The following is an 18,507-nucleotide window of genomic DNA, read 5'->3' as shown; positions in this document are numbered from 1 at the left end:
AAGGATTGCGGGAAAATGCACAACCAGGGGGCGGGTTATCTGCGCAATAAATTGCGCCGCTACAACAGACGTGAACCGCCCGCCGCCGACATCGGCATGCCATGCACATGACGGTAGCGGCGCGATTTATCGCGCGACCTGCTAGTGCCGTCTGTCGATACGTTGCACCAGCCGATCGCCCAGCCACTGAATACCGCACACCAACACAATCAACACCGCGATCACCGCAATCATTACTGAGGTTTCAAAGCGCTGGTAGCCATATCGGATCGCCAGATCGCCCAGACCGCCTGCACCGATCGCCCCCGCCATCGCTGAAGCGCCAATCAAGGCCACCAGCGTCACGACAAAACCAGAGAGAATGCCGGGCAGCGCTTCCGGTATCAGCACATCCCATACAATGCGCAGTTTGCTGGCCCCCATGGCGCGCACAGCATCAATCAGCCCGCGATCGACATCACGCAACGATACTTCCGCCACGCGCGCAAAATAAGGCGTTGCGGTAATCGACAACGGCACAATGGCCGCCCAGGTGCCCAGTGAAGTGCCCACCAAAAACCGGGTAAACGGAATCAGTGCCACCAGCAGAATAATAAACGGTAGGGAACGGAAGCCATTGATGATCAGCCCCAGCACGCGGTTGATGCCTCGATGCTCCGCAATCCCGCCCACACTGGTCATTACAAGAATCAACCCTAACGGCAGACCGGCCACCAGCGAGAACAGCCCGGAAATGGCCGTCATCAATACCGTTTCGCCCAACGCATTGAGCAGTAAATCAATCATCACTGGCGACATAGCCCACTAACTCCACTTGTGCCTGCTGCGTATGCAGCCAGCTAAGAATCTGTTGTTCATCGGCCGTGTTGCTCGCCGGAAACGCAATAAAGAAGCGCACCACGGCATAGTGCTGAATATGGTCGATGCCACCCTGTAACAGACGGAATTTGCCAGGTAGCGCGGTGGCAAAGCGGGTCAGCAGATCGCCCTGCGCATCTTCACCGGCATAATGCACGCTATAGATAGCCTCCCCCTGTTTTTGCGCGCTGATACGCGCGGCAAGCGCCTCCGGCAGCTGTGGTAGCAAGCCACGCAGCAAGGAACGGGTGAGATCTGACTGCGGATGGGCAAACACCTGCCACACCGGGCCTTGTTCGACGATCTCACCGGCATTAATCACCGCGACACGATGCGCCACCGATTTGATCACTTCCATCTCATGGGTGATAAGCAGAATGGTGATGCCGAGTTTTTGATTCAGCGACTTCAGCAAGGCCAGAATCGAACGGGTGGTTTCTGGATCAAGCGCCGAGGTCGCTTCATCGCACAGCAACAGTGCCGGACTGGCCGCCAGTGCACGGGCAATGCCGACACGCTGTTTCTGTCCCCCTGACAGCGCCGCCGGGTAGTGTTGCGCCTTATCCGTCAATCCCACCAGTTCGAGCAATTCAGCCACGCGCCGATGACGTTGCACTTTATCCAGACCGGCAATCTTCAACGGCAACGCCACGTTTTGCGCTACGGTTTTCGCTGACAACAGATTGAAGTGCTGGAACACCATGCCCACGCGGCTGCGCACAGTTTGCAGCTGTTTTTCCGACAGGCCGGTAATGTTCCGGCCTTCAATTTCGATGACGCCTTCATCAGGTTGCTCCAGCCCATTCAGACAACGAATCAGCGTGGATTTGCCCGCGCCGCTGCGGCCAATCAAGCCCAGAATTTCGCCTTTTTGTACTGTCAGCGAGACGTCACGCAGCGCCTGGGTTTGCCCAAACCGGCGGGAAACGCCCTGTAAACGCACCACACTAACGTCGTCTCGCGTAGCGCTTTCACGGTCTTGCGCATTTTCCACCACGCCACGCGCCACGGCGTGGAAAGGCGTTTCGGCCCCTGAGAATATCGTCATGCTCTTTCCTTACCAGGCCGTTTCGCCCGTGCCCTTGTAAACCTTGTTAAACACGGATTTCACGGCGTCATTCTGATAAGAAGACACCAACGTTTTCACCCACGGTGCAGAGACATTCTCTTTCTTCACCGCGATAAAGTTATTGTATGGGTTGTCTTTCACCGGCTCCTGCGCGATGCGATCGCCAGCCGTCAGGCCACTTTTCAGCGCCCAATCCGTGTTCACCACCGCAGCATCCAGATCGGGAACCGAACGACCGATGATGCCGGAATCCAGTTCTTTGATTTGCAGATGGTGGGGGTTGGCGGTGATATCGGCGGTGGTCGCGGCAATACCGACCCCCGGTTTCAGCTTAATCAAACCTTGCTGTTGCAACAGCACCAGCCCACGCGCTTCGTTTGAGGGATCATTCGGTACGCCAATCACCGCACCATCTTTGAGTTCCGCCGCACTTTTCACTTTTTTCGAATAAAGGCCAATCGGCCACACGGCGGTGTCTCCCACGCGCACGATGTCGTAATGATTAACCTTGATCTGATTGTTTAAGAACGGCTGATGCTGGAAGGCATTCGCGTCCACCTCACCATTTTGCAGGGCTTCATTCGGCTGGTTGTAGTCGTTGAACACCACCGTTTTCACCGTCAATCCTTTGGCGGCAGCTTGTTTAATCACTTCGCGCCAGACGTCCTCATCTTCACCACTCATGATGCCGACTTTTACTGAGGTTTTATCTGCGGCGTGGGCCAGCGAGAGTGGCGCTAAAACCGTGCTGGCCAGCAGGAAAGCGCCAGCGGATAACAAGAATTTATTTTTGGCAGAAGCCAGGCGTGTGTGCATAAAGTATTTCCTGATAGTTATCATTGCGGTCGTCAAAGTACACTGTCGTGATGAACAGTTAGCCGCAGTATACGCAGATGCTTATTCCTGCATTATGATTTATCTGGAAAAGCTATTCCTTAAATGAATAAAGACACGCAGCCGCTCGCATCGCCACAAGCGACAATCTGGCTGTGATACCATGATGTTTTGATTGGATTGATATTGAGCGCTATGTCGGACACCACCCCTAAACGTAAAAATGACCCTGAAGGGCTAAAAAAACGCATCTTAGCGGGTGCCTTAAAGACATTTGCCGAGTTTGGCATGCAGGGCGCACGTCTTGAGCAGATCGCTGAGCTCGCACAAACCACCAAACGTATGGTGGTTTATCACTTCGTTAATAAAGAGAAGTTGTACATCGAAGTTCTGGAGCAGGTTTACCAGGCGATCCGCGAGCATGAAACAGGGCTGAATCTTGCCAAAATGGAACCTGAACAGGCGATGATAAAACTGGTGGAAGCCAGCTTTGATTATCATGCTACGCATCAAGACTTTATGCGCCTGGTGTGTACCGAGAACCTGTTGCGCGGCCGCTACATTGTGCACTCAGAACGCATTAAAGCGCTGAACAAAAGTACCCTCGATCTGCTGGATGACATCCTGACACGCGGGCAGCAGCAAGGCATCTTTATCGATGGCCTCAACACGGTTGACGTGCACCGCTTACTCAGCAGTATTTGTGTGCACCATGTGGCCAACCGTTACACCTTCCATTTCCTGTTTACGCCAGAAGACACGGAAGAGGACAGCATCCGCCGTAACCGCCAACTGGCTGTCACAGCCACCATGCGCTACATCCGCAAAGCGCCTTAGACATGGGCAGTGCTGTGATGGTCTACGCTTAAAGCCTTGGGACCGTCACAGACCTCAGTCTAAGGAACGCCGTAGTGAACAAAGATCCCCTCCTTTACCCCCTTCGCAACACGCAAAACACCGAGCGTGACAGCAAACTGTGGAACTGGGCGCAGAACACCGTGGTGGGGCAGCGCAGCCAGGTTTTTCAGCCGCAAAATGAAGCTGAACTGCAGCAATTGATGCAGAGTACAAAAGGCAAAGTGCGCGTCACGGGCAGCCGTTTGTCTCCGGGTCGCATGCTGTGTGTTAATCCTGACGATGTGTTGATCGATCTCAGCCATTTTAGTGGCCTGCTGGCGCAGGATGCTGAAAGCGTGACCTTTGCCGCGGGCACGCCTCTACAAGCGGTTTATGACACGCTGACCGCAATGGATCGCATGCTGGCTTCCTCCCCCGGCGTCATCGCAGTGCAAACGCTGGCCGGTGCCATGGCCACGGGTACGCACGGCCAGGGACTGGGGCAAAGCTCACTGGCGGATGAAGCGCTCGCTATCCGCATGGTGTTGGCCGACGGCAGCCTACGCGTATTTCATCGGGAGGATGACGATTTCTCCGCCGCACAAACTTCGCTGGGTGCATTGGGTCTGGTGACTGCGATCACGCTGCGTACCCGCCCGTTTAGTCTGTTTACCTGTCACAAATTCGCCACTTCCGCTGATTCGCTGGAGCAGGATTTGCTGCACTGGAATCAACAGTATGAATTGAGCAAAGCCTGGTGGTTTGTGGATGACAACCTGATGCACGTGTGGAACGCGAATCCGGCAAGTCCTCAGAACGCGGAGACATGGTATGCCAATCAGCGTGAGGTGATTGAACACGGTGATGAGACCGACAGCAGCCTCAACGACACTATCGATCAAACGCTGGCGCAGATGCACCGTGACACGCAAATCGAGGGTAAAGGCGGTAAGCAGTTTCGTACTGTTACCCGCTTCCGTGACTTCACCGATGTGAGCGGCGATATCTACCAGCTGTTTTGTCGTGGTATCGCGGTGCCGCAAATCAACGTGGAGATCGGTGTCCCACTGGAAAGAACACCCGCAATCATCAGCAAAATTAAAGCCTGGTACGCAAAGAATCATCCGCATATGCATTATCCCATCATTCTGCGTTGTACCGGCGCGTCTGACGCCTGGCTCAGCCCTGCCTATGCGCAGCCGACCTGCTTCTTTGGCTTTGTGGTCTATTACGCAGATGACGGTTCACTGTCACAAGATGGCCTGCATTTTCTGACGGAAGTGGAAAAACTGCTGGCGGCGGAAGGTGGACGTCCACACTGGGGCAAATACTACGATCCACAGCGTTACAGCTGGCGGGCGATCTACCCACAGTGGGATGCTTTCCGTGCAGTGCGCGATCGGCTCGATCCACAGCACCGTTTCAGCAATGACTATGTCACGGCTTTGTTTGATTAAATGTTGATAGCCAAAATAATTCGAATTTCAGGAAGGCGGCAAGTGCATGAATCCTCAGGAGCTTACTGAAGTAAGTGACTGAGGTGAATGCACGCAGCCAACGCACCTGCAATTTGAAGTATGAAGGGTACGGGGAGAGAAATTATGTTTGCCTGGGTAACGCTGCTGACGCAGCCAGACTACTTTATTGGCGTGAAAGCGCTTCATCGTTCACTAAAGCGCAGCGAAACGCAGTGGCCACTGATTGTGATGGTCACCGACGCGATTGATGTTGCCACCCGCGAAGACTTGCAAGCGTTAGGCTGTGTGATTCATCCGGTTGAGCCTTTAATGCCTGACTCAGAACTGGAACAGCATTATGCTTCGGCGCAATTCGGTGAAGTGTGGAGCAAGCTGCGTGCCTGGGAACTCACCGGCTGCGATCGGGTAGTGTTTTTGGATGCCGACATGCTGGTGCTGCGCAATATGGACGAACTCTTTACCCTGGATTTGGGTGATAACGCTCTGGCGGCCTGTCACGCTTGCCGCTGCAATCCCAATCAGATCGCCAGCTATCCCGCCAGTTGGCAGCCCGATAATTGCCATTACACCTGGCAAGATCGTGGTGAAGCGGCACCTGCAACGCTGGATCGGTATCTCAACGGCGGTTTTCTGGTGCTTAAACCGGATCAGGGCGTGTTCGCGTGGCTGCAGCAGAAAGTCGCGGCAATAGACGATTTGCGCCGTTATCCGTTTTCAGAGCAGGATTTGTTGAACGAGGTCTTTGAGAACCGTTGGCTGCCATTGCCCTATATCTATAATGCGCTGAAAACGTTGCCGTTCCAGCACAGCGCGATGTGGCGTGAGGATGAAGTGAAAAACCTGCATTTCATTTTGGCCAAACCCTGGAAGCGTGACCTGAACCAGCCCGAAAGCGAGCGCGATCGCTACTACGCGCTGGACAAGTTATGGTGGGAGTTGGGCGTAAAATAAGGGACGCGGTCGCCATCAATGGCGCCCCTACATGAGGTCATCGTGGTCTGTAGGGGCGGCCTAAAGAAAATATCGTACGAGGCCCTAATCAGCGGGTTTTTGCAATGCGCTCCAGTGCGACCTGAGCGAGAAAACCTGAGCGAGTTTTAAACTCGGGATGAGTAGCAACACAGCGGTCGATACGATCAATCAGCAACTTCGGTAACGTCACATTAATTTTCTCCGAACCACCGAGAATGCGCGTCACATCGACTTCCACTAACACCCAAACATAGCCGGAAAAAGCCGGATCTTTCATCACGCTTTTTAATTCTGACACTGCTGGGATATCTTGCTCTAACTCAACCATCAGTTCCAGATGACCAATGATCGCCTCTTTCGCATTTTTCACCGCTTCTTCCAGCGTGTCACCTGCGGAAAAACAACCTGGCAAATCGGGCACCGTTACACCATACGCCGTGTTTTCATCACCCGCTTCAATCGCAATCGGATAGAACATGGTTTACCTCTCTCAAATTAGTGGACGATCAGCCCGGCCTGTTTGCGAATACTTTTCACCGTTTTAATGGGCAAATCTTTTTTGGGGTGAGGAATTGTTACCAAGCCCTTCTTGGAGGGATGCACAAAATGGTGGTGGCTACCGTTAACTCGAATCAGCTCCCATCCATCAGCTTTAATCTCAGCCATTAATGACCTGCTATCCATGTCGTTGCCCTGATGCGTCCTGAAAACAACAAAATAACCCCAATAACTCTAAAATGCAATATTAAGAGTTATTGGGGTTATGAATTCAACATTCCCTGATACCTTATTACCTCCTTCTCCAGCCATGTTATAAAGGCTGCTTCTTCCGGTGATGTCGAGCGATCCTTTCGGGTTACCAGCCAGTAGGGCCACGTGTAGTCAACGCTGACAGGGCTTAACTGCACCAACTCACCGCGCTGTAACGCATCATGAACCAATGAAAGACGTTCCAGAGCAATACCTTGCCCCAAGCGGACTGCCTGAATAATCAGATTGGAATCATTTATCACCAAACCGCGCGGCGTAATAGATTGCTGCAGCCCAGCGGCTTCACACCAGTCGTTCCATGATTCAAGCGTGAAAAGAATTTCACTGGCCGCGATTTGTTGAGGAGTTCGAGGTAGATCACCTCCATTGAAGTGAGGCGCCGCCACCACAATCAGGCGATCGCTAAATAGCTTCTGGCTTAGCAGACCCGCCCATTCTCCCTTACCCATCCGAATCGCAATATCAGTGCCTTCCTGCTGAACATCACTCACACTAAGGCTGGCCTGCAGCCGTAAGTATATATGGGGAAATTGTGCCTGGAAGCCCGTTAATCTGGGTATTAGCCAGTGGCTGGCAAATGAAGGGACCATCGAAAGCGATAATTCCGCCCGTCTGGGTTTAACCTGAACTTGCCGTGTGGCATCAGCAATACGGGCCAGGGCTTCGCGGATTTGCAGCGCATAAAGGCGGCCTTCCTCGTTGATTTGTACCCCGCGAACCTGGCGGGTAAACAAGCGCACGCCTAACAGCCCTTCTAATGCCTTTATCTGCTGGCTGATTGCTGAATGCGTCACACTGAGTTCACTCGCAGCGAGAGTCAGACTGCCTAATCTTGCCACAGATTCAAAGGCACGCAGCATCGCAACAGGGGGGAAATCCGACATACTCAAATTCCTGATCGACCATATCTCGCCACAGCCTGCCATAGCTGATGTAAGTTTTACTAACAAATTTACTAATAAGTCGTCGCTGGTCGTCGTGCTATCAGCCCGTTAATGTTGGACATCTTACTTTGCTGGATTAACAAGGAGTTTTGATGAAACTGATTGGCATGCTGGATTCACCCTACGTCAGAAGAGTCGCCATTTCTCTGGAAGCTTACGGCATGGCATTTGAGCATCAACCCCTCTCAGTATTTGGTGATTACGCACGATTTGCTGCAATCAATCCTGCCGTTAAAGCACCCACACTGGTGCTGGATAACGACACCGTACTGATGGATTCCACGCTCATTTTGCACTATCTGGAAACCCGCGTTCAGCCCAGGCATCGCCTATACCCTTCTGATGAAACGGCGCTGGCCGAGGATAGCCAACTACTGGGATTGGCACTCGCCGCCAGTGAAAAAGCCGTGCAGCACGTGTATGAACATCGCTTGCGTCCGGAAGATAAGTGGCACCAACCGTGGATAGAGCGTGTGACGCAGCAATTGCTCGCGAATTGCGCGTTATGGAATGCAGCGATGGAGGGGAGAGCGCTTAAACTGGACCAAGTGGCGATTACCAGCGCTGTCGTATGGAGTTTTATGCAACTGGTGGTGCCGAACGTGGTGGATGCACAGGCTTATCCCCATTTGCACGCGTATGCACAACAAATGGAAGCACTGCCCGAATTTTTAAAATATCCCATGAATTAGCGGGCGTGCCTGGCACGCCCTGCGAAGATTAACGCCAGCCTAATTCCGGCGCGACATGAGTCAGAATGCTTTCCATCACATGCGCACAGTAATCCACGCCCAGCTGGTTCGGGATGGTGAGCAGCAGCGTATCCGCTTCGGCAATCGCTTCGTCCTGCGCCAGCTGTTTGATCAGTTGCTCAGGCTCAGCGGCGTAGCTACGACCAAAGATGGCGCGGGTTTTCTCATCGAGGAAGCCCACGGAATCCTGATCTTGTCCACTACGACCAAAGTAAGCACGGTCGATGTCATTAGTCAGCGCAAAGATACTGCGGCTGACGGACACACGCGGCGTGCGCTGGTGACCTGCTGCTGCCCATGCTTCGCGGTATGCACGAATCTGTTTCGCCTGCTGGATGTGGAACGGCTCGCCAGTTTCATCATCTTTCAACGTTGAGCTTTGCAGATTCATGCCCTGCTGCGCTGCCCACACCGAAGTGGCATTTGAACCTGAGCCCCACCAGATACGCTCACGCAGCCCTTCCGAGAATGGCTCCAGACGTAGCAGACCCGGCGGGTTTGGGAACATCGGCTGTGGATTCGGTTTAGCAAAACCTTCACCGCGCAGCACTTCCAGCAACTCTTCGGTGTGACGACGGCCCATATCGGCATCGGTTTCGCCCTCTTTCGGGTTAAAACCAAAGTAACGATAACCTTCAATCACCTGCTCTGGGGAGCCACGGCTTAAACCGAGCTGCAGACGCCCGTTGGAGATCAAGTCTGCCGCACCGGCATCCTCCGCCATATACAGCGGGTTTTCATAACGCATGTCGATCACGCCAGTACCGATTTCGATGCGATTGGTTTTTGCCCCCACCGCCGCAAGCAGCGGGAAAGGTGAACTTAGCTGACGCGCAAAGTGGTGAACGCGATAGTAAGCCCCATCAGCACCCAGCTCTTCAGCGGCGACGGCTAAATCGATGGACTGCAATAACACATCCTGCGCGGAACGAGTGGCAGACTGTGAAGACGGGGTCCAGTGACCAAAGGATAAGAAGCCAATTTTTTTCATGGTGAATTTCTCCTCGTGGGCCTGACTCGCCCGCACGTATTAGATTAAGTTTCGATGGAGAGAGGTTACGCCAGGCGTGAGGTGACTGATAGCCAATAGTTTTCGCGCGCTTCATCAACTTTTTTGCATAAGTCATAAAAACACGGTCTTTGTGTCGCGAACAGGGTTGCCGCATCGTGCAGGTAATTTCAGCGCATCCTGGGTTTATTCATCTTCATGGCTAATGACTATATCAACGGACAACAACGCGCCGTGGTGCATCAACTGACGCGTAGCTGGCTGTGGCGCAGTGAGTTGCCCACTTGGTTTTTGATCATCACCGTGTATAGCGGCTGGTTTGCCTGCGTGATGTTCTGGCAAACGCTGGGACTGTTCGCCTCCACCCTGCTGCTGATCGTACTGACGACCTGGTACATGTCGCTGCAGCATGAACTGATCCACGGCCATCCCACGCGCTACCCGCGTTTCAATCAGCTGCTGGGGACCTTGCCGCTGGCGGTGTGGTATCCCTATGGTTTATATCGCGATTCGCATCTGGCGCACCATCGCAATCACACCCTGACCGAGCCGGATGAAGATCCAGAAACCTATTACTTGTCCCCTGAACGTTGGGCACAACTCAAGCCCTGGCAACAACGCGTAGTTCACCTCCGCAATACTTTTCCCGGACGGTTAATGCTGGGGCCGCTGCTGGATATCGCGGCCACGATGAAGACCCTGGTGCAGGCACGAGCGCGGGCAGACATTGCCATGTGGTTGATTCACTTGACCTTGCTGGCGGGCCTGTTTTACTGGATGCAGCAGCAAGGATTCTCACCACTGTGGTTTGTTACTGCCGTGAGTTACCCCGCACTGGCGCTCACCAAAGTGCGATCTTTCTATGAACATCGCGCCGAAGACGCGCCGCTGGCACGCTCGGTGAATAACGAAGCCGCATGGCCATGGCGCTTGCTGTTCCTGAATCTCAACTATCATTCTGTACATCACGATCTGCCCGGATTGCCGTGGTACGGGTTGCGTAAAGTCTATCTGCTGTATCGCGAAGGCTATCATCAGCGCAACCAGGGTTTTCGCGTCGCCGGTTATGGCGAGTGGTTAACGCGCTTTTGGCGCCAGCCGGTCAACGTCAACGCCCATCCGGGAACGCACAAGGATGCACAGCATGCCGATCATCTCTTTACCGATGTACGATATCCATCACCCGACGACGCTCGGCCTGACCTCAGCGCTAACGACGCTGCTGGCGCAACGCGGCGTGCAGGCTGAGGTCGAATGGCACTCCGACCTGTTACCCCACTGGCGCGATGAGAATCTGCTGCTGAGTCAAACCTGCGGCTATCCATTGGTGGCGTTACTGCCCGATGTGCAGTTGGTCGGCGCGTTTCAGTCCAGCGCACAAGGCTGTGAGGGATTGCGCTACCGCAGTTGGCTGGTGGCACGTCAGGAAGATGAAAACCTCAGTCTCAGCGATTTCCGTGGCCGCCGCGCGGTGGGCAACAGTGTTGATTCGCACTCAGGTTACAACGCATTGCGTTACCTGGTCGCGCCGCTGGCGCAAGATGGTACCTTCTTTAGTGAAACGCAGCTGAGTGGCAGCCACCGTCAGTCGCTGGCGGCGCTGCGCGACAATCGCGCGGACGTGGCGGCGATTGACTGCATCACCTGGGCGCTGTTGCGTGCGCATTATCCTGCAGAACTGAGTGGGCTGGAGATCATTGGCGAAACGCCACTGTGTGCCGCGCTACCGCTGATCACCTCGGCCAAAACGGATGCGACTACGCTTGAGCAGTTGCGCAGTGCGCTGAACGAACTGACCTCGGCTAAACAGTACCAGCCGCTGATGGTGCAGAGTTTGATTAGCGGATTCGCAGTACCTGAACGGGCGTTTTACGATGAGGTGCAAGCCTGGGAGGATCAGGCGGCGGAATATGGTGTAACTGTGCTTTAAGGTCGCCATTTCTGGCGACCAACATGTCACGCCACCTGCTGGCGGCGCTGGGCGGCGAACTGGTTTTCTGGCGTGGCTAACCCCAGATTTTCCCGCAAGGTATCGCCCTCATATTCGGTGCGATAAATCCCGCGCGCCTGCAACAGTGGAATCACCTGCACCACGAAATCATCAAATGCGGTTGGCGTACCGCCGCGTACGATAAAACCATCCGTGCCGCCTTCCAGGAACCACTGCGCTAAACCGTCAGCAACCTGCTCGGCAGTGCCGAGGAAACTGGGGCGCGGCGTGGCTTCTTCCAGCGCGACCTGACGTAAGGTTAAACCGCGCTCACGAGCGTTCTGTTTAATTTTGTCCGTCGTACTGCGGAAGCTGTTCTCACCCAAGTCGCCAATATCCGGGAACGGTGCGTCCAGAGGATACTGACTGAAATCGTGATGTTCGAAATAACGCCCCAGATACTCCAGCGCTTTATCGATGGTGACCAACTCGGCAGTCTGCTGATAGCGACGTTCTGCATCCTCCTCGCTATCGCCAATAATCACGCTAATACCCTGGAACACGCGGATTTCATCGGCATCACGGCCGCGAGCGACCAGACGACGGCGCACATCTTCACGGAATTCACGCGCCTCTGCTAACGTCTCCTGACGGGTGTAGATGGCATCCGCGGCTTCCGCCGCAAAGGCTTTACCCGCTTCAGAGGCGCCCGCCTGGAACACGATCGGTCGTCCTTGCGGTGAACGACCCACATTTAACGGCCCCTGCACCGCAAAGTATTTGCCCTTGTGATTCAGCGTATGCAGCTTGTCATGATCAAAAAATTGACCGCTGGCTTTATCACGCACAAAAGCATCTTCTTCCCATGAATCCCACAATCCTTTCGTCACCTGAAGATATTCGCTGGCAACACGATAACGTTCATCATGTTCAGGATGTGTATCACGCGAGAAGTTTTTTGCCGACCCTTCCAGCGGAGACGTGACGACATTCCAGCCCACCCGGCCACCGCTCAACTGATCGAGGCTGGCAAACTGACGGGCCACGGTAAAGGGTTCGCTGTACGAGGTGGAGAGCGTGGCGACTAAACCGATTTTCTGCGTCACCAATGACAGTGCCGACAACAAGGTAATGGGCTCGAATCGGTTCAGGAAATGCGGGATCGATTGTGCTGTGATGTACAGCCCGTCCGCAACAAAGAGGAAATCGATTTTCGCCTGCTCCGCTTTGCGCGCCAGATCCAGCACATAATCGACATTGATGCTGGCATCCGCTATCGCATCGGGATGACGCCATGCCGACATATTGCCGGATACGCCCTGAATAATCGCTCCCAGCCGCAGCTGGCGTTGTGTCTGACTCATCTCATGCTCCTTTTTATGCGTGTGCGGGCTGCCAGTCGGGGATCACCGGCAGCGCCTGTAACAGTTTTTGCGTCCACGGATGCTGAGGCGCGGCAAACACCTGCGTCAGGTCTCCGCTCTCAACTATCTGACCGTTTTGCATCACCAGTACGCGATCCGCCAGATGTTGGATCACGCCCAGATCGTGAGAAATAAACAGCAGCGCCGTGCCGTGCTCGGCTTGCATCTCGGCCAGCAGATCCAGCACCTGCGCCTGTACCGACACATCCAGGGCACTCACCGGCTCATCGGCCACCAGCAGCGCGGGATTGGGGGCAAACGCGCGGGCAATGGCTACACGTTGACGCTGACCACCTGAAAGTTGCTGCGGATAACGTTGCAAGAAGCGATCGCCAAGCTGCACTTCATCCAGCAACTGACGCACACGTTGACGCCGCGCATCGCCATAAATGCCCACGCTATCGAGGCTTTCGCCGATAATTTTTTCCACCGTGTAGCGCGGGTCGAAGGAGCTGAACGGATCCTGCGCAATCAACTGCAATCGGGCACGACGGGCACGGCGCGCTTTCTCGGGCAGGCGATCCCAACGCTCACCTTCCAGCCGTAACGTACCGCTATCCGGTTCCGTCAAACCCATCACCACTTTCACCAGCGAGGTTTTGCCCGATCCGGACTCTCCGACCACACCCAGGGTTTCCCCCGCATGCAAAGTGAAGTTGATGTTGTTCAACACCAGACGTTCACCGTAGGCTTTGTTCAGGTTGATGCCCTCAAGCAGGGGCGCGTGGCCCGGCGTTGGGCGCGGCGGTAACGGCGTCGGTTCAGCGGCACCCAGACGCAGCCCGCGTGTAGCCGGTGTCGGCACCGCCCGCAGCAGCCGTTGCGTCCAGGCATGTTGCGGACGTTGCAGCAGCGGCCCGCTGTGTCCCTGCTCCATCACTTCGCCATCACGCATCACCAGCACGCGATCCGCCAGTTCCGCCACCACCGCCAGATCGTGACTGATCAGCAGCAAGCCATGGCCGTCACGGCGGCGTTGTGCCAGCAGTTGCAGGATCTGGCGCTGCACCGTCATATCCAGCGCGGTGGTGGGCTCATCGGCAATCAACAGCGTCGGGCTACCCGCCAGCGCAGTGGCGATCAGTGCACGTTGCCGCTGGCCGCCAGAGAGTTGATGCGGATAACGCGCCAGCCGACTTTCCGCATCGGGGATACCGGCGGATTTCAGTAATGCCAGACTTTTTTCCTGCAATCCCTCGCGATGCCCGGCAGCACGTAACGCATCGGTTAGCTGATGTCCGATACGGCGCAATGGATCGAGTGAGACCAGCGCATCCTGCAGCACATAGCCAATGCGACGCCCGCGCAGTGCCTGCCAGTCACCGCGCCTGGCATCACGCATATCCCGACCATCAATGTTGAAACGGTCGGCGGTGAGCACCGCACCTTCGGGCAGTAACCCCAGCAAACTGCGGGCGGTCAGGGTTTTTCCCGATCCCGATTCGCCCACCAACGCCACCGATTCACCCGGCCACACTTGCAGAGAGAGATTCTTCACCACCTGCTGCGCCCCAAAACGGATGCTGAGATTCTGGATATCAATAAACGGCTGGCTCATGCGTTTCTTCCTTCAAAACGAGCCTGCCAGTGCCGGCCAAGCGTATTCACGGCAATCACCGTCAGGGTGATAAACACGCCTGGCCACACCGCAATCCACCAGGCGTTACGCAGATAGTTGCGCCCTTCGGCCAGCATCAGGCCCCATTCGGCGGTCGGCGGCTGCGGCCCCATGCCGAGGAAGCTCAAACCCGCGGTGCCGATGATGGCAGTACCCAAACCCAGCGTGGCTAAGGCCGGAACCTGTGCAATGGCGTGCGGCAGAATATGGCGGGTGATTAACGTGAATCTTGAAAGTCCAAACGTCCGCGCCTGTTCAACGTAACCAGAGGTCATGACGGTGTAGGTTTGCGCTCGCACCACGCGGGCAAAACGCGGCACCGAGGCCACACCGAGGGCAATAATCAAGTTATTGGTACCCGGCCCGGTAAAGGCGATCAGCATCAGTGCCAGCAGCAGATCGGGGAAAGCCGAAATCACATCCACCGCACGGCTCAGCAATTCATCAACCACGCCGCGCGCCAGGGCAGCAATCAACCCCAGCAGGGTGCCAAACAGCACGGCCAGCGCCATCGCCGCCACACTGATTAACAGGGAATAACGGCTGCCGTAAATCACACGCGTAAGCAGATCACGCCCCAGTTGATCGGTACCGAGCCAGTGCGCGGCCGATGGCGGTAGTTGTGCATTAACCGGATCGGCCAGAAGCGGATCGTTATGAGTGAGGACGCCCGGTGCGATTACCGCTGTCGCCAGTAAAAGCAGATAGAGAATCGCCAGCCACACAGCGCCAGGCAGTGCTGTCGGCAGACGTTGCAGTGTAGCGATCATGATTTGCTCTCCCCACGCAGGCGAGGATCGATCCACAGCGACAAGATATCGACCAGGGTGCTCATCACCACGTAAATCAGTGCTGACAGGATGGCTACCGCCAGCACCACCGGTAGATCCTTCGCCAGCACCGCATCCACAGTGAGTTTACCGAGACCAGGACGACCAAACACTTGTTCAGTGATCACCGCACCGCTGAGCAGGCCACCCACCAGCCAGCCGGTTAACGTCACAGCCGGTAAGGCCGCATGGCGCAGCGCATGACGCAGGCGAATCGTGGTTTCCCCCACGCCCCACGCACGCAGTGTCAACGTAAAGGGGGCATCCAGCGCCCGCTCCAGTTCGCGCCGCAGCAACTGCGCCATCACCGCACCCTGCGCCATGCCTAAAGCCAGCGCCGGGAGCACCAGTGATGACAGTGAGCGATCCCCGGCCACCGGGAACCAGCGCAAGGTGAAACTGAAGATAAACAGCAGCACGATGCCCATCCAAAAGGACGGCGTGGAAGCCAGCAGCAGCTCAACGCTGTTGGCGACACGACGACCGATGCGGCGATGTGCGGTTGCCACTGCCATCGCGACCGCAAACAGAATGCTCACCACCAGTGCTGCCAGGGTTAACTTGATGGTGGGCCACAGTTGGGTGGACAACAAATGGCTCACCTCGGTGTTAAGCATGTAGGAGCGCCCAAAGTCGCCATGCAGCACGCGCCACAGGTAGTGCAAATATTGCCACCACAGCGGTTCATTCAGCCCCCACTCGGCACGGATCGCGGCTTCAATTGCCGGGGTTCGCAGCTGCTCACCAATCAGCAAACTGACAATGTCACCGGGTGCCAGATGCACACCAAGAAACGCGAGCGACACGGCGGCCCATAGCACCAATACGCCGCCGAACAGGCGACCGACAATACGACGCGACAGTTCACTGCGCCACAGAGCGGGCTTCCGAGGCCGCGGTGTGCGGGTGACGATGCTTTCCAGACTCATCTTCGCCTCCTGATTAATGGTCACTTAGCCAGATGTCGTATGCGTTTTCCGGCATCTGTTTGTAGCTGCGAAAACCTGCGCCGTGCACATAGCGGGCGGTGGCAATCTGGTCTTCCGGCTCATACAACGGGATCGCCAGCGCCTGCTCTGCTAACGCGTAATGCTGAAGCTGGCTGTAGAATTTGCGACGTTGATTGATATCCAGCGTGGCGGCGGCCTGATCTAACCAGCCGTTGATTTCAGGGCTGTTGACCCGGCTGTAGTTAATCGCGCCACCGGCATTAACCGGGCGATAGTGGTTTTCAATATCGATGCCGTCGGTTTCCGTATTGGAGTTGGCGATCGAACCAAAGTGACCGCTGTTGCGCACCTCGGCATAGGTGCCGGAATCGACATAACGCAGTTTGATCTCGACGCCGAGTCGTTGCCGTGCCTGGGCCTGAATCGCCTGCAACAACACATCACGCTGATCGCGCACCGTGGCCTGGGCTTGAATCACTTCAATACTCAGGCGCTGGCCGTCTTTGATGCGAAAACCTTCGCTGTCTCGCGTTTGCCATCCCGCCTCGTCCAGCAGCTTATTCGCCGCCGTGGGGTTGTTGCCGTACTGGCCTTCCAAATCGTTGTTGTAAAGTGGGTCAACCGGTGAGGTGATCCCCCATGCGCGGGTACGCTCGCCGCGATACACCGACTTCAGCAACGGATCGATATCCAGCCCCTGTAACAACGCCTGGCGCACCTTCACATCTTGCGTGGGGCCATATTCCACATTCAGAAACAACGAATAGGGTGTGCCGGTGTTCAAGGCATGTTGATAGGTAAAATCCGGGTTGTCTTTGAAGGCGCTGGCATCGTTGCCGGAGATGCCTTCAATCACGTCCAACTGCCCAGACAACAATGCACCGGTGCGCACCGAGGACTCTGGCAGGAAGCGGTAGGTCACGCGATCCAGATACGCCGGGCCCTGGTGATGTGCGGTGGCCGGTGCCCAGTGGTAATGCGGATTGCGCACCAGTGTCAGCTGCTGACCCTTTTCGTAACTCTCGATGATGAAAGGCCCGGTTCCCGCGATCTCTTTACCGCCCGCCTTGAGCTGGGGTGAGTGCCAACTGGCCGGTGCCAGAATCTGCAACTTTGCGGCAAAAGAGAGGAAAGGCGCGTAACCTTGCTTCAGGGTAATCACCACCGTGCTATTGTCGGGCGTCTCCACGCTGGCAATGCGGGCACTCAGTCCACAGATACTGGTTCCTGCGCAATATTTTGGGTCCTGTACATGGCGAAAGTTCTCCGCTACCGCGTTGGCATCCAGCTTCTCGCCGTTGGAGAAAGTGACGTCACGACGCAGCGTGAAACGATAAATTTTGCCATCCGGGCTCACTTCATAGCCCGTGGCCAGCCAGGGAACAAAACTGCCATCGGTGCGTCGTGCCAGTAGTGATTCCCAGACATTACGCAGGGTGACTTCGGCTTTAGATTGCCCATTCAACTGCGGGTTTAACGGTGCTGGTTCGGTTTCTACGCCATAGGTCAGCGACCCGCCACTGCGCGGTTGCTCTGCAGCGAAGGTGTTTAACGTACTCAGCAGGCACGCCAGCCCCAGCGCCAGCGTGATTGAATTCGCTTTCATAATGTCCCTGTTGTTTTTGATGATGTGAATCAGGCAATGTTGGCGATGGGCTGCGTGTTGAATTCCTTTTTCAGGAATACCAGCGCTTCGCCCAACGCATTGGTGCGGTGATAAAACGGCTGATAGCCGCGACGCAGGTAAAGCTCACTGAGCCAGGGATGTTTAGTCGCCGTGGCCAGATACACGCCAGGCGCTTTAAGCGTTTCTTTCAGCAGCGTCTCTTCGGCATAGCTGATGATCTCGCGGCCATAGCCTTGACCTTTGTAGTCTGGATCGACGGCAAACCAGTGGATAAACGGCAGCGACGAGGGCGCATCGGTTTCTTGCTGCCAGGGGAAACGAACGGTCACCGTCGCCACAGCCCGTTTCCATTTGCGCAGCACCAGTACCGTCTCCTGTTCAATGACGCGACGAACCTGCTCGACGTTGCCTTGAGAGATGGTGAAATGCACATCCAACGCCACCAGCGATGCGTAAGCGCGTTGCAACAGGGCAAAAATTTCGTCTGCATCGTCCGGTTTAGCAATTTGAATAGATTGGCTCATCTGCGGGTTTCCTGAATTTATCTGCAGGGAATTATTGAAATCCGCCGAAATAAAGTAAAACGAGAATAGTGGCAATGGAT

The 18,507-nt window shown here is 55.5% G+C and carries 19 protein-coding genes; 6 read left to right on the top strand and 13 right to left on the bottom strand.

Features of this window, described 5'->3' with window-relative positions:
• Positions 1-141 precede the first annotated feature (141 nt).
• The 3 genes from LK04_RS06485 to LK04_RS06475 are packed head-to-tail and all read right to left on the bottom strand — an operon-like array spanning position 142 to position 2,743.
• Positions 142-798 (bottom strand): methionine ABC transporter permease, encoded by a 657-nt coding sequence (locus LK04_RS06485; protein WP_039329056.1) that lies wholly within the window; start codon positions 796-798, stop codon positions 142-144.
• Positions 779-1,906: a methionine ABC transporter ATP-binding protein gene (locus tag LK04_RS06480; RefSeq protein WP_081998071.1), complete on the bottom strand. Its 1,128-nt coding sequence runs from the start codon at positions 1,904-1,906 to the stop codon at positions 779-781. Before LK04_RS06480 ends, LK04_RS06485 begins: the two co-directional genes overlap by 20 nt.
• A 9-nt stretch (positions 1,907-1,915) precedes the next feature.
• Entirely contained in the window at positions 1,916-2,743 is an 828-nt protein-coding gene (locus LK04_RS06475; protein ID WP_039329057.1) for a MetQ/NlpA family ABC transporter substrate-binding protein, read from the bottom strand.
• A 213-nt stretch (positions 2,744-2,956) separates the two neighbouring features.
• Between LK04_RS06475 and LK04_RS06470 the strand changes: the two genes are divergently transcribed.
• The 3 genes from LK04_RS06470 (at position 2,957) to LK04_RS06460 (ending at position 6,027) form a co-directional block, all read left to right on the top strand.
• The gene (locus LK04_RS06470) at positions 2,957-3,598 is read left to right on the top strand and encodes a TetR family transcriptional regulator (protein ID WP_039329059.1); all 642 of its coding nucleotides are present in this window, start codon (positions 2,957-2,959) and stop codon (positions 3,596-3,598) included.
• 74 nt (positions 3,599-3,672) lie between these two features.
• Positions 3,673-5,055 (top strand): D-arabinono-1,4-lactone oxidase, encoded by a 1,383-nt coding sequence (locus tag LK04_RS06465; RefSeq protein ID WP_039329060.1) that lies wholly within the window; start codon positions 3,673-3,675, stop codon positions 5,053-5,055.
• 144 nt (positions 5,056-5,199) lie between these two features.
• Positions 5,200-6,027 carry a glycosyltransferase family 8 protein gene (locus tag LK04_RS06460; RefSeq protein ID WP_039335100.1) on the top strand — a complete coding sequence of 276 codons (828 nt, stop codon included), beginning with the start codon at positions 5,200-5,202 and terminating at the stop codon, positions 6,025-6,027.
• Positions 6,028-6,115: 88 nt separating this feature from the next.
• On the opposite strand, the gene LK04_RS06455 is transcribed toward LK04_RS06460, so the two are convergent.
• From LK04_RS06455 to LK04_RS06445, 3 genes are all read right to left on the bottom strand, one after another.
• Positions 6,116-6,526, bottom strand: a complete 411-nt coding sequence (locus LK04_RS06455) for a type II toxin-antitoxin system HicB family antitoxin (RefSeq protein WP_039335103.1) — start codon at positions 6,524-6,526, stop codon at positions 6,116-6,118.
• 17 nt (positions 6,527-6,543) lie between these two features.
• Positions 6,544-6,732 carry a type II toxin-antitoxin system HicA family toxin gene (locus LK04_RS06450; protein ID WP_039335104.1) on the bottom strand — a complete coding sequence of 63 codons (189 nt, stop codon included), beginning with the start codon at positions 6,730-6,732 and terminating at the stop codon, positions 6,544-6,546.
• Positions 6,733-6,809: 77 nt separating this feature from the next.
• Positions 6,810-7,703 carry a LysR substrate-binding domain-containing protein gene (locus tag LK04_RS06445; protein WP_039335107.1) on the bottom strand — a complete coding sequence of 298 codons (894 nt, stop codon included), beginning with the start codon at positions 7,701-7,703 and terminating at the stop codon, positions 6,810-6,812.
• 152 nt (positions 7,704-7,855) lie between these two features.
• On the opposite strand from LK04_RS06445, the gene LK04_RS06440 reads away from it, so the two are divergent.
• Positions 7,856-8,455, top strand: a complete 600-nt coding sequence (locus tag LK04_RS06440; protein ID WP_039335109.1) for a glutathione S-transferase family protein — start codon at positions 7,856-7,858, stop codon at positions 8,453-8,455.
• A gap of 28 nt (positions 8,456-8,483) precedes the next feature.
• Here the strand turns inward: LK04_RS06440 and LK04_RS06435 are convergent, their stop codons facing one another.
• Positions 8,484-9,506 carry an LLM class flavin-dependent oxidoreductase gene (locus LK04_RS06435; protein WP_039335111.1) on the bottom strand — a complete coding sequence of 341 codons (1,023 nt, stop codon included), beginning with the start codon at positions 9,504-9,506 and terminating at the stop codon, positions 8,484-8,486.
• A gap of 216 nt (positions 9,507-9,722) precedes the next feature.
• Between LK04_RS06435 and LK04_RS06430 the strand changes: the two genes are divergently transcribed.
• Together LK04_RS06430 and LK04_RS06425 are read left to right on the top strand one after the other, a co-directional pair.
• Positions 9,723-10,772, top strand: coding sequence for a fatty acid desaturase (locus tag LK04_RS06430; RefSeq protein ID WP_039335133.1), 1,050 nt, complete (start codon positions 9,723-9,725; stop codon positions 10,770-10,772).
• A complete protein-coding gene (locus LK04_RS06425; protein ID WP_418903645.1) occupies positions 10,669-11,454 on the top strand; it encodes a phosphate/phosphite/phosphonate ABC transporter substrate-binding protein in 786 nt (261 codons plus the stop codon). The genes LK04_RS06430 and LK04_RS06425 overlap by 104 nt, the downstream gene beginning before the upstream one ends.
• Before the next feature lie 26 nt (positions 11,455-11,480).
• Here LK04_RS06425 and LK04_RS06420 read toward each other — a convergent pair whose 3' ends face one another.
• Genes LK04_RS06420 through LK04_RS06395 form a run of 6 tightly spaced genes read right to left on the bottom strand, consistent with a single transcriptional unit; the run spans position 11,481 to position 18,427 of the window.
• Complete coding sequence (locus tag LK04_RS06420; protein WP_039335115.1) at positions 11,481-12,818, bottom strand: LLM class flavin-dependent oxidoreductase; 1,338 nt, start codon at positions 12,816-12,818, stop codon at positions 11,481-11,483.
• Between the two features lie 13 nt (positions 12,819-12,831).
• Positions 12,832-14,436 (bottom strand): dipeptide ABC transporter ATP-binding protein, encoded by a 1,605-nt coding sequence (locus LK04_RS06415; protein WP_039335117.1) that lies wholly within the window; start codon positions 14,434-14,436, stop codon positions 12,832-12,834.
• Positions 14,433-15,266: an ABC transporter permease gene (locus LK04_RS06410; protein ID WP_039335121.1), complete on the bottom strand. Its 834-nt coding sequence runs from the start codon at positions 15,264-15,266 to the stop codon at positions 14,433-14,435. The genes LK04_RS06415 and LK04_RS06410 overlap by 4 nt, the downstream gene beginning before the upstream one ends.
• Positions 15,263-16,255: an ABC transporter permease gene (locus LK04_RS06405; protein WP_039335123.1), complete on the bottom strand. Its 993-nt coding sequence runs from the start codon at positions 16,253-16,255 to the stop codon at positions 15,263-15,265. Before LK04_RS06405 ends, LK04_RS06410 begins: the two co-directional genes overlap by 4 nt.
• A gap of 13 nt (positions 16,256-16,268) precedes the next feature.
• Entirely contained in the window at positions 16,269-17,882 is a 1,614-nt protein-coding gene (locus LK04_RS06400) for an ABC transporter substrate-binding protein (RefSeq protein WP_039335125.1), read from the bottom strand.
• Between the two features lie 29 nt (positions 17,883-17,911).
• A complete protein-coding gene (locus tag LK04_RS06395; protein WP_039335127.1) occupies positions 17,912-18,427 on the bottom strand; it encodes a GNAT family N-acetyltransferase in 516 nt (171 codons plus the stop codon).
• Positions 18,428-18,507: the final 80 nt, after the last annotated feature.

Origin of the sequence: Pantoea vagans (genome assembly GCF_001506165.1) — a bacterium.
Classification (GTDB): Bacteria; Pseudomonadota; Gammaproteobacteria; order Enterobacterales; family Enterobacteriaceae; genus Pantoea; species Pantoea vagans_C.
This window is presented reverse-complemented; position numbering and strand designations above follow the sequence as displayed.